Below are 11,654 nucleotides of genomic sequence, written 5' to 3'. Positions count from 1 at the left end.
ATGAGAACGGCGCGGGGACGCGGACTACAAAGTCCGCGCTACTTGTCGCGCTACTCCGTTCACTTCCGAAGCGGCGCTAGGGAATGACCTCCACCCAGCCTCGAAATTTTCGCCCGTCGGTGTAGGTGATGAAGTAGTAGTACACGCCGCCGCTGCCCTGGCCGCGCCAGCGAAACTCCCGGTCTTGCGACTCGAAGACTTGCTGCCCCCAGCGGGAAAATATTTTGATGTTGCTAAACCGTGCGTCGCAGAAATTCGGCGGCAAATCGGGCAGCTTAAACTCGTCGTTTTGCCGGTCGTTGTTGGGGGTGATGACGTTGTAGAGCTTCACCGCCAGGGTGTCGGGGCTTCGCACTCGCAGGCGCACGCGCTGGCTCTGGGGGAGGGGCTTGCAGGTGGCGTCGAGCAGCTGGAAAGTAACCACGAGGTCGCGGCGCAGGTTGGCCGCGGCGCAGCTCACGTCCCAGCGGAAAGTGCCATCGGCTACCCCGGTTCCGTTGCGAGCGTCGAAGCTCATGCCCGCACTGGCCAAGTCAAACCCTTCTTTGCCGTCGGGAGAACTGCCCGTGGCCGTTAGGGTAAGCCCGTCGCGGTCTACGTCCAGGCCCGTGAACGTGGCGGTGTAGGTACGCCCCAGCGGCAAGTTGACCAATGGCATGTCCTCCCCGGTTTTAATGGCGGGCAGGGTTGAAGTCAGGACGGGAGGGCGGTTGGCGTAGCGCACCACGATGGGCACCGTCACCGTCACGGCATCGCGCGTGCTGCACGGCGAGGTGGCCGCCGTAAACCGGAAGTTAAAAACCGAATCAGGCCCCACCGCCCGGCAGTCAACCCGCCAGGTAAAACGGCCGCGCTGCTGGTTGTTGGCGTTGCCCTGCGAAAGCGTGGCCCCCAGCGCAGTCGGGGTGAAGCCTACGCCGGTCATCTCCAACTGCACCATGTCGTTATCGGGGTCGGTGCCCGTCACGTCAAACGAAATCAAGTCGCCGATGCGGGCCTGCAGCGGGAGCGTGGGGCCCGCGGTGGTGACCAGGGTGGGCGGGGCGTTGGGGGGCGGCGCGGCCGTGAAGGCCACGCGCACGGTGTCGCGTTTTGGCAGGCTGCACCCGTCGTCTCCCACCACCACATCCAGGTAGTAGACCCGGTTGCGGGTGTTGATGCATTCCGGAAAGCACAGCGTGGCGGTAAGCGTATCGGGGGCGCCCGGGCTGCGCACGGCGCCCGTGGTGGCCGTGGTGAAGCTGGGCAGCAAGCCCGTAAAATTCACCGGGCTAAGCGACAAGCTCAGGCGCGAGTTGGCGTCGGGGTCGGTGAAGCGCAGCCGCACGCAGCGGTTGCCGCCGGTCACCAGCCGCAGCGTGTCGCGGCCCGGCCGATAGGCGACCGAGCCCGTGGGCGCCGGCAGCATCACTAAACTGGGCTGGGTGTTGATGGCGCAGTTCAGCACCATCAGTTGAAAGTCGCGCCGCGATTCCCCAATCTTTTCGCCGTCGCGGTACTCCGCGCAGCTCACGCCAAACACGAAAAGACCTTGGTCGGTGGGCCGTACCGTAAGCCGGCCAGAGGCGCGGTTAATCTGCAGCGTGGGCGTGCCCGGAATCTGATTGGCGGTGCTGAGGCCGGGGTTCCAGTTGATGAGGGAGTAGGGCCCGGGGGCCGCCGCCGCCGGCTTGGGCACGTTGGCGTCGGAGTTGCCGTTGAGCGGCGTCACCAGGTCGTACACCAGCGAGTCTCCGTCGGCGTCTTGTCCCCCGAAGTCGTAGTAGAACAACTCGTTGCGGCAGGCATAGTCGGCCAGGGGCGGGAAAATGCGCGGCGTAGAGTCGTAGAACGGCTGCCCGCGCCGCACCACCGCCGGAAACTCCAGGTAGAACGTCTGGGCGGCGTTATTGGGCCCCACAATGTTGCTGATGCTGTTGTTGCGGCAGCACCGCTCCACGGCCACATAGTAGCCCAGCGCGTTGGCGTAGGTGGCGGCTGGCAGCTGGATGTTTCGGCTATACACCAGCTTGCGCGTGCTGAGCGTGGGCTTGGCACAAGCCGGGTTGGTGTAGTTGACGAAGGTGTTGCTGGTGAGGGGCAGCAGCACGTTGGCGATGCGGTTGTTGGTGCCTTTCTCGAAAATGCTGGCGGTTAGGTCGGCATCGAGGGCGCTGGCGCTGCCATTCACTGCATCAAAGTATAAGTTCAACAGCAGCGTGTACGACTCGCCGGAGTTGTGCACCAGCTCCATCTCTCCGCCCACTATGTGCGTGGCCTGCGCAGGCCCTGCCAACGCCAGCCAGCCGCAGAGCACCAGGAGCCACGAGCAAGCGGATGAACAAAGCAAGCGTGGGCGTGGAGCCATGTGAAAGGAGAAAAAGCGTACTAAATCCTGATAAAGACGAAATATACAGCTGTGAAAACCAACATCCAGCCGGCGGTAGCCGTTTGTCTAAAAGGCTGCCAAAATCCGCCCGGCGGTGGTCCTTCTGACCGGCTGAACGTACCTTGGGTTGCATGCTGTTTGGGTAGCCAACCACCCCTCAAATTATATTGTTGCGATTCCGTAGTTTTTCATGCGATTTCTCTACTTTGCCTTCTTCCTCAGCCTCCTAATCGGGGGCACGCCGCGGCTTCAGGCCCAGCAGCCCGCTACGTATTCCGCGGCGGCTACCCTGAGCCAGGAAGCCCTGAACGGCGGCCAGCTCTGCGCCGCGGGCCACGTGCGCACGTCGCACCGCACGGCCACTTCTTCCGTGTCGCACCGCCAAAAAATGGAGCGCTACGACGTGAAGTACTACAAGCTGGACCTGGCGATGGAAAACAACTCGCTGAACGTGGCCGGCTCGGTGTGGATGCGGGTGCAAGTGGGCAGCCAGCCGCTCGACTCGCTGGCCTTTGAGCTGTACCAATCCCCCGTTGGTTCCCCCGCCGGTACGGCCACGCTGCTCATCGACTCGGTGGTTATCAACGGGCGGCGCTCGCCCGGCATCCGGCGGGCGGGACCCGACGCCACGGCCCGGTTGGCTCAGCCCGCTGCGGCCGGCTCGCTGGCCGATGCGCGCATTTACTACCACGGCACGGCGCCGAGCGGCAATTCGGCCGCCATCGGTAACGGCTTGAGCACGCGCGACTCCGTGCAGCTCGATACTTACCGCGGGGCGCCCCGGTTTGCCTACAACGTGACGTGGTCGCTGTCGGAGCCGTTTTCGGCGCACGAGTGGTTCCCCTGCAAGCAGGTGCTTACCGACAAGGCCGACTCCACGGACGTGTGGGTGACGACGACCGTGCCCAACAAGGTCGGCTCCAACGGCGTGCTGGCGCGCACCGTGCCGCTGCCGGGCAACAAAGTGCGCTACGAGTGGAAGTCTCGCCACCCGATTGCGTATTATTTAATTTCGGTGTCGGTGGCGCCTTACACCGAATACGTAACCTACGCCAACCCGGCCGGCGGGCTACGCGTGCCCATCGTCAACTACGTGTACAACCCGGCCTATTTGAGCTACTGGCAAGCCCGGATTAACCAAACCGCGGGCTTTCTGGAGAATTTTTCGGCGTTGGTGGGGCTCTACCCGTTTGCCAACGAGAAGTACGGGCATACCACGGTGCCCATTTTCGGGGGCATGGAGCACCAAACCATGACCAGTCAGGATGGCTTCTCGTTCACGCTCACGGCCCACGAACTGTTCCACCAGTGGTTTGGCAACAACGTGACCTGTGCCAGCTGGCAGGACATCTGGCTCAACGAGGGCTTTGCTTCGTACGGCGAGTACCTCTCGTTGCAGGCCTTTGGGGCCCCCGCGGACCCCCGCAACTGGATGAACGACGCCCACCGCTTGGCCCAGCTGAATTCGGGCAGCGTGTACGTGGCGGACACCGCCAACGTGGGGCGCGTATTCGACTACTACTTGAGCTACAAGAAGGGCGCCGCCGTGGTGCACATGCTGCGCTACCTGCTGAACGACGACGTGAAGTTTTTCCGCGCCTTGCGCACGTACCAAAGCCAGTTCCGCGGGTCCACGGCCCGTACCGCCGATTTGCAGCGCGTGTTCGAAGCCGAGGCGGGCCGGCCCTTGGGCTACTTCTTCCAGCAATGGTTTCGGGGCCGGGGCTATCCCATTTTTGCAGCGCGCTGGAATCAGGGCGGCAACAGCTTCGTGCTGCGCGTCACAGAAGCGGCCTCTGAGCCCACCACCACGCCGTTCTTCGATACCGAAGTCGACTACCGCCTCACTTTTGCCAACGGCACCACCCAAACGGTGCGGTTGCGCCAGTCGCAGCCCATCGAAACGTTCACCTTCCCGGTGACGGGCACGGTGACCAGCGTAACGGTTGACCCCGACCAGTGGATACTCGACCTGCCCACGGCCGCTCCCATTCGCGACAATACCTTGCTGGCCACCCGCCCCGCTGCCGGCGTGGCCGCCCTCGAACTCTATCCCAATCCCTGCCGCGACTACCTCCACCTGGCGGCCTTGCCCGGCACCGCGCGCACGGCCGTGGCCGTCGACGCAGTGGGCCGCGTGGTCCTGCGCCAAGCCTTATCAACAGCGCAGCCCCGAGTAACTACCCAAGCCCTGGCTCCGGGTTTGTACTACCTGCGCCTGTTGGGCGACGGAGGGGAGATGGTGGGCCACAGCCAGTTTGTACGCGAATAATTTGGGTAAAACGCTGCTTTAAGTAAATTTGAACAAGTCATTGATTTTCAAAGAATAAAAGGCCCGAACCAATTGGGTGCGGGCCTTTTGTTTGCGGAAACGGGGGATTAGAAACGGTCGTGGTATTCTTGAATCCGGGCTTGCGTTTCGGCGTTCGGCGGCGGTGCGTCCAGCAGGGCCTGCAGCAACTCGTCGTAGGAGGCGGCCGGGGTAAAGCCGGGCTCCAGCACCTCGTTGCTCGTTAAGCGAATGAACATGGGCTGCTGGTCGACGGCCACCAAATCGACGGTGACCAAGCCGAAGCGCTGGTTGCAGCGGCCGGTTTTGACGCAGTCGGTGGGGTTGGGCTTGTAGAGCTGCTTGAGGGTGGTTTCGGTGTGGTGCTGCACGCGTTTCTTGCGCTGGTCGGCGCAGGCCCGGTGGTAGCCCAGCAGGAGCAGTCGCTCGCCCAAGTGCTCGTAGAAGTGCCGGAAATTGCCCGGCCCAATGCTGTCATCAAAGAAAAACAGCGCGCCCTGGCGGCCCTTCTCCTCCAGCAGTTGCACGCGCAGGCCTCGGTTGCCGGCGGCACCGCCTTTGCGCAGATGGTACGCTTTGTAGTAAGGCGCCAGCCAGTTTAGAAACACGCGCTGCTCCACCCACTGGGCGTGCCGCCGCGCCTGCGCCGGCGACAGCTTCACGGCGTGCCAAGCAGCCGAGTTGGCCGTTTTGGACCGGAACAGGCTTTGAATAAAATCGAACAAAATGCGGAAAGGCTATTGATGTCAAAACACCCGCTAGGGCAAATAGTTTAGGCCGCCAGCGCGGGGTAACGCGCCAAATGAAGGAACGGGGCCGCGCAAGCCGATATCGTGCCAAAGCAAAGGCCGGCCTCCCTAAGGAAACCGGCCTTGAGCAAACGGTATCGAGTATCGGCCAGGCCGGGGCGGGCTATTTCACGCGCGTCCAGGTTTGCGATTTGCCGATGAGCGAGAAGCCGATGTAGCCTTTCACTTCCATGGTGTTGGGGTTGAGCACCTTCATGTAGCACGAGTAGGTTTTGCCGTCTTCGGGGTTGTAGATGGTGCCGTCGTCCCACTTGTTTTCGCTGTCCTTTGTAAAGTCTTTCATGAACACCAGGCCCAGGCGGGGGCGGTTGCGCAACTTGGGGTCGGGGTTTTGCGAGTCGGTTTTGGGCTTGCCGGTGGCGGGGTCGTTGGGCACGGTCAAGCTCACTATTTTCCCAAACAGCTTGTCGCCGTTCTGATAAATTTCAAACGTGGCCTTTTTCTCTGCGTTGGTCCACACCCCGAGCGGAGACATGGATTGAGCCGAAGCCATGCGGGCGACACCCAACACAAGGGCAACGAGTAAGAGCAGGGTTTTTTTCATTTCTACGGTTAGAATGAGGTGGGTTTGAAGGGGAAAAGTAAGCGGAAATGTTGGGTGGCCCCACCAGCGGGTTCCCCAACGATGTAGGCAAGTTTACGGCCAAGTTTCGAGCCGGGATATTGGGGGCTGCCAACCGCGAAATGAATATGGTTGTAAATCAGGCCGCAAGCGGGTTTCTTAGCGGTTTTGCCAGAAAATTATGGCTTAAACTTTGAACCTTAGTTCCCGCTATTAACTTTACCGCTCAGTAGTGAGTGCTACGGCCTCGTTCAAGCAGCCCTAAGGTGCTGGGAAGCGCGAGCGGGGTTATGTCGAACGTAAAGAAAGGAGGTACAAAATGTCTAGTAGTCCCAACCAAATCCTGCCATGCCTGTCGAATGTCGTACGCTTCACCGCAGTACGCGCCTAACAACAGCTTCGTGGGGTAGCTCCTAAGGCTTCCCACATTCGGCCAGGTCTTACTCTCAGAAGTGGACGCCGGAACTGTACCCCAGTTTCGCCGCTTGGTAAGATTTGAAGGATTAGATGCCCGGTTAGCCCAGCCGCCCTTCAGTGGGACGGCAGAGGCCAACCGGGCATCGCTCGTTTAAGCCCCTGCCAGTTCGGCACCCAGCCTTTATTTCGCGGCTGTCCGGGCGGGTTTTGCGGGTGCCTTGCGCCGCGCCGCGGAGGCCGCGCTTTGCTTTTTGCTCACCGGCCTTTTTGCTTTCGCCACCGGGGCAGTCTTTTTCACGGGCTTTTTGACCGCCTTCTTGGCAACGGTGGGCGCTTTTTTTAAGGCGGACAAGGTTTTGGGCGGCGTGGGCGCCACGGCCGGCGGCGGTGTTACGGCAACGGGCTTGGCAGGCAGGGTGCGCACGGGCGCGGCCGCGTTGGCCACCGGGCGCGCCGTGGCCACTTCGCCGGGGCCCAGCACGCGGCGCACCTGCATGAAGCGGCGCTCGTAATCAGAGCCTTCCACTTGGCTGACTTTGACCCCCGACTCGCGGCGGGCCGAGGACGCGTGCACGAAGCGCAGCGGCACCTCGCCAGCCTTTGAAATGACGATGCCGGCATGTCCCGGCGTGGTGCTGGTGGTGGCCGTGCCCGTAAACACCACAATGTCGCCGGGTTGCGCCTCGGCGCGGGGCACGGGCCGGCCCACGTCGATGAGCAGGGCGGTGGAATGCGGTACCGCCACGCCAAATCGGGCGAAGGTGAACATGATGAACCCCGAGCAGTCGAAGCCCGTGAGTGGGGAGGTGCCCGCGTACACGTACGGCGTGCCCCGTTGAGCGAGGCCGAAGGCGACGATGCTGTCGGCACGGGCCGATGGGGCGCGCAGCACGGCTTTGGCCCCTTCGCGGGTGGTGTACACGGCCGCCACCGGCCGCGCCGGCTGCGAGGCCTCCTGCTGGGAGGCAGTGGCCTCCAGAGCCGGCGGCTGCTTGTTCAGGCGCGGCAGCAGCAGCACCATGCCCACTAATAGCGCCGCAAAAACCATCCACACAATTCGCATAAAAGAAGTAATTACCAAACATGCGCCCTTAGTAAGCGCAACGATAGTTCGTAACGGGGCAACTGGTTGCTAGGTTGGCGGCCGTTCCGTGGGCTTATTTTGCGCCCTCAGGTTCTTTCTAACAGTCTCAATGCTCAAAAATTCAACCACATTTTTTCGCCACGCGGCACTGGTGGCGCTGTTGGCGGCCGCAACGCCGGCCGTGGCTGGCCCGGAAGCGGCGGTGCCCACCCTGCGCTACACGCTCTCGATGCCCGCCCCCCAAACCCATTATTACGAAGTAAAGATGGAGTTCGGCGGCTTCCCGGCCGAATACACCGACGTGAAGATGCCGGTCTGGACCCCAGGCTCTTACCTGGTGCGCGAGTACGCCAAAAACGTGGAGGGTTTCCAGGCCAAAACGACGGGCGGACAAGCCCTGGCGGCTGAGAAAATCAACAAGAACACGTGGCGGGTGCGGCACCCCAAGCAAACCAATTTCCAGGTGAGCTACCGCGTGTACGCGTTCGACCTGACCGTGCGCACCTCGTTCATCGACGGGGAGCACGGCTACCTCAATGGCGCCAGCATCTTCATGTACCCGGCCGACAACAAATCGTTGGGCAGTACGGTGGTGGTGGAGCCCGCGGCTGGCTGGACTAAGGTGAGCACGGCCCTGCGCCCAGCCCCCGGCAAGTTCACGTTCAAGTCGTCGAGCTACGACGAGCTGGTGGATTCGCCCATGGAAATCGGCAACCACAAGGTGCTGGAGTTTACGGCCAATGGGACGCCGCACCAGGTGGCCATGTTTGGGGCCTATAACGCCCCCGACGACACCAAGCTGCTGGCCGACATGAAGAAGGTGTGCGAAGAGGCGCACCGCGTGGTGGGGCAGAACCCCCTGGACCATTACCTGTTCATCGTGCACAACCTTGAGCGCGGCGGCGGCGGCCTCGAACACCTTTATTCCACCACGCTCGAAGTTAGCCGCAACGCGTACGGTTCCGAAGCCAGCTACAAGTCTTTCCTGGGGCTGGTGGCGCACGAATACTTCCACCTCTGGAACGTGAAGCGCATTCGGCCGGTGGCCCTGGGCCCGTTCAATTACGACCAAGAGAATTACACCAACATGCTGTGGGTGAGCGAAGGGATAACGACGTACTACTCCAAAATCATCAACGAGCGGGCCGGCTATACCTCGCGCGAAGAGTTTCTGAACGGGCTGGCCAACGACATCAGCACCGTAGAAAACACGCCCGGCAACCGCGTGCAATCGGCCGCCGAGTCGAGCTTTGATGCCTGGATTAAGTCCTACCGCCAGACCGAGAATTCTCGCAACAGCGAAATCAACTACTACGCGAAAGGCGACCTCATTGGCACCGTGCTCGACTTGAACATTGCCGAAGCTACCAAGGGCGAAAAACACCTCGACGACGTGTTCCGCCTGCTCTACGACACGTATTACAAGAAGGCCAACCGCGGCTTTACCGACAAGGAGTTTCAGGACGCGGTGGCCCAGGTTGCCGGCCGGCGCTACGACGAGTTCTTTCAAAACAGCGTGTACGGCACCAAAACCCTGGACTACGCCACCGCCCTCGGTTACGCGGGCATGACCTTGACCAGCGAGCCCCTCGGGGGCGGCACCTTGGGCGCCAACTTCTCCAACCGCACCGGCAAGCTGCTGGTGACGAGCGTGGTGCGCGACGGCGCGGCCTGGAACGGCGGCCTGAGCGTGAACGATGAGCTGATTCTAATCAACGGCGTGGCCCCGGGCGAGGAGTCGTTCAAAACCCTGGTGCAGTCGCCGGTGGGCACGGAAGTGAAGCTGCAAGTGCGGCGCGATGGCCTGCTCCGCGACGTGACCCTGAAAATGCTGCCCAACCCCGACCGGCGCTTCCGCATCCAGCCCGCCGCCAACCCCACGGCCGCCCAGAAACGCGTGCTCGAACGCTGGCTAGGACCACAGATTTAACGGATTTCAACGGATTAAAACGGATTTTTTGTGGTTCCGAAGCGGTTCCGAACGCAACTCTCCTCGATTAGTGTCAAACAAAAAACGCCGCCCGATTGGGCGGCGTTTTTTGTTGCAATCACCACGAGCAAAACCACAAAAAAATCCGTTTTAATCCGCTGAAATCCGTTAAATCTGTGGTCCTAGCGAATGCGCTTCAGGGCTACTTCGGCTATGGGTGCGATGACCATGGGCACCTTTTCAACTTTTACCGAAGAGGTGTCGAGGCCGAAATATTGGTCTTCGGAAGCAATGAACTGGCGGATGTAGAAATAGGCCTGCATGACGAGTTTCTCCAAGGTGGGGAAGTCGTTTTCCACGCTCAGGAACTTCTCGAGCACCACGAAGCGGAAATCACCGGTGACGTGCTGTTTGCTCAGCGACTCATAGCGGGAGGTGATGTCTACTTCCTTGTTGCGCACCAAGTCCTCAATCACCTTGCGGAAGTAGAGGTTGATGCGTTGCTGCACCCGGAAACCCAGGCGGAAGTTGATGCGAAACACGTCGTCCTTGGCCACTTCGGTCACTTTGTACTCCATGGTGTAGGGCTCGTCGGTGGTGTCCACGTGGATGAACCAGTAGATGTCGGCCCGCTTCGGGCGCTTCTGGAAGATGGAGTAGATGATTTTCTGCTCAATCTCGCTGCCGCGCTCCGCCGAAGTCAGGAACACCAAATGGGTGGAATATTTGGGAATGGACTCGTCTTCGCTGAGCTGCTTGAGGGCGTCGACGTAGGGCTCCAGCCGCACAAATTCCGTGAGGCGGCGCTTGATGTAAAACGCCTTCAGCCACACGTACATCACGCCCATGAGCGCCCCGCCAATGGCCAGCGACACCCACCCGCCGTGCGGGAACTTGCGCAGGTTGGCAAGGAAGAAGGACCCCTCAATGACGCCGTACAACAGCGCGAAGCCCACAATCAGCGGCGTAGCCACTTTTTTGGCGCGCAGCCAGATGGTGAGCAGAATGGTGGTCATCATCATGGTCAGGGTGATGGCCAGGCCGTAGGCCGCTTCCATGTTGGTGGACTCGCGGAAGTACAGCACCACCCCGATGCAGCCCAGCAGCAGCAGCCGGTTCATGCTCGGCACGTAGAGCTGGCCCTTCACGTCGGTGGGGTAGTTCAGCTTCACCTTGGGCCACATGTTGAGGCGGATGGCCTCGGCCACCAGCGTAAACGAGCCCGTGATGAGGGCCTGCGAGGCAATGATGGCCGCAATGGTGGCAATGCAAATGCCGATGAGCAGAAACCACTGCGGCATGAGGGCGAAGAAGGGGTTCTTCCCATTCAGCATCTGGCCCTGATGTTCCAGCAGGTAAGCTCCTTGGCCCAGATAGTTGAGAATCAGCGCGGTTTTAACGAACGTCCAGCTGATGCGGATGTTGCCCTTGCCGCAGTGACCCAGGTCGGAGTAGAGGGCTTCGGCCCCCGTGGTGCACAGAAACACCGAGCCCAGCAACCAGAACCCGCCGGGATAGCGCACCAGCAAATCGTAGGCATAATAGGGATTGAAGGCCTTCAGAATGACTGGATTCTCAATTACCCAAATTATTCCAAGCACGGCCAGCATGCTGAACCACAGCAGCATGATGGGCCCAAAAGCTTTGCCCACTATTTGGGTGCCAAAGCTTTGCAGCAGAAACAGTCCCGCAATGATGCCAATAACGATGTACACCACCATGTCCTGCGTCAGGGCCGGATACACGGCTTTCAGCCCCTCAATGGCCGAAGACACCGAAATGGGCGGGGTAATGACGCCGTCGGCCAGGAGAGCGGCCCCGCCGATGATGGCCACGGCCGAGAGCCAGCCGCCGCGCCGCCGCACCAGTGCGTAAAGCGAGAAGATGCCGCCCTCGCCGTTGTTGTCGGCGTTGAGGGTGAGCAACACGTATTTGACCGTCGTTTGCAGCGTTAGCGTCCAGATGACGCACGAGATGCCCCCCAGTACCAAGTGCGAGTCAATCAGGTCCGGAACGGTGCCGCTCTTGAGAATGGACGACATCACGTAGAGCGGCGACGTGCCGATGTCGCCGTAAATAATGCCGAGGGCAATCAGCAGTCCCGCCCCAGAAATGGCGGTGTGCGAGTGTTTTGAATCCATGCGTGAGGGTGAAAGGAAATAGCAGCGCGGGGTTACGATTGATTTACGGGGCG

7 protein-coding genes are annotated in these 11,654 nt (G+C 61.1%); 2 read left to right on the top strand and 5 right to left on the bottom strand.

The window, feature by feature from the left end:
• Window positions 1–76: 76 nt before the first annotated feature.
• The gene (locus tag VF629_RS22640; protein ID WP_331060784.1) at window positions 77–2,347 is read right to left on the bottom strand and encodes a gliding motility-associated C-terminal domain-containing protein; all 2,271 of its coding nucleotides are present in this window, start codon (window positions 2,345–2,347) and stop codon (window positions 77–79) included.
• Window positions 2,348–2,558: 211 nt separating this feature from the next.
• On the opposite strand from VF629_RS22640, the gene VF629_RS22635 reads away from it, so the two are divergent.
• On the top strand, window positions 2,559–4,640 hold the full coding sequence (locus tag VF629_RS22635) for a M1 family aminopeptidase (protein ID WP_331060783.1): 2,082 nt from the start codon (window positions 2,559–2,561) through the stop codon (window positions 4,638–4,640).
• A gap of 107 nt (window positions 4,641–4,747) precedes the next feature.
• Here the strand turns inward: VF629_RS22635 and VF629_RS22630 are convergent, their stop codons facing one another.
• From VF629_RS22630 to VF629_RS22620, 3 genes are all read right to left on the bottom strand, one after another.
• Window positions 4,748–5,383 carry a hypothetical protein gene (locus VF629_RS22630; protein WP_331060782.1) on the bottom strand — a complete coding sequence of 212 codons (636 nt, stop codon included), beginning with the start codon at window positions 5,381–5,383 and terminating at the stop codon, window positions 4,748–4,750.
• Between the two features lie 187 nt (window positions 5,384–5,570).
• Complete coding sequence (locus tag VF629_RS22625; RefSeq protein ID WP_331060781.1) at window positions 5,571–6,011, bottom strand: DUF2147 domain-containing protein; 441 nt, start codon at window positions 6,009–6,011, stop codon at window positions 5,571–5,573.
• Window positions 6,012–6,627: 616 nt separating this feature from the next.
• The gene (locus VF629_RS22620; protein ID WP_331060780.1) at window positions 6,628–7,509 is read right to left on the bottom strand and encodes a C40 family peptidase; all 882 of its coding nucleotides are present in this window, start codon (window positions 7,507–7,509) and stop codon (window positions 6,628–6,630) included.
• Window positions 7,510–7,639: 130 nt separating this feature from the next.
• Between VF629_RS22620 and VF629_RS22615 the strand changes: the two genes are divergently transcribed.
• Window positions 7,640–9,460, top strand: coding sequence for a M61 family metallopeptidase (locus VF629_RS22615; protein WP_331060779.1), 1,821 nt, complete (start codon window positions 7,640–7,642; stop codon window positions 9,458–9,460).
• A gap of 182 nt (window positions 9,461–9,642) precedes the next feature.
• Here the strand turns inward: VF629_RS22615 and VF629_RS22610 are convergent, their stop codons facing one another.
• The gene (locus VF629_RS22610; protein WP_331060778.1) at window positions 9,643–11,601 is read right to left on the bottom strand and encodes a KUP/HAK/KT family potassium transporter; all 1,959 of its coding nucleotides are present in this window, start codon (window positions 11,599–11,601) and stop codon (window positions 9,643–9,645) included.
• Window positions 11,602–11,654: the final 53 nt, after the last annotated feature.

It is taken from the genome of Hymenobacter sp. (genome assembly GCF_036388155.1).
Lineage (GTDB): Bacteria > Bacteroidota > Bacteroidia > Cytophagales > Hymenobacteraceae > Hymenobacter.
This window is presented reverse-complemented; position numbering and strand designations above follow the sequence as displayed.

Coding starts and splice junctions, on each gene's coding strand:
- VF629_RS22620 (WP_331060780.1), bottom strand. CDS start 7,509: ATGCGAATTGTGTGGATGGTTTTTGCGGCGCTATTAGTGGGCATGGTG.
- VF629_RS22635 (WP_331060783.1), top strand. CDS start 2,559: ATGCGATTTCTCTACTTTGCCTTCTTCCTCAGCCTCCTAATCGGGGGC.
- VF629_RS22610 (WP_331060778.1), bottom strand. CDS start 11,601: ATGGATTCAAAACACTCGCACACCGCCATTTCTGGGGCGGGACTGCTG.
- VF629_RS22625 (WP_331060781.1), bottom strand. CDS start 6,011: ATGAAAAAAACCCTGCTCTTACTCGTTGCCCTTGTGTTGGGTGTCGCC.
- VF629_RS22615 (WP_331060779.1), top strand. CDS start 7,640: ATGCTCAAAAATTCAACCACATTTTTTCGCCACGCGGCACTGGTGGCG.
- VF629_RS22640 (WP_331060784.1), bottom strand. CDS start 2,347: ATGGCTCCACGCCCACGCTTGCTTTGTTCATCCGCTTGCTCGTGGCTC.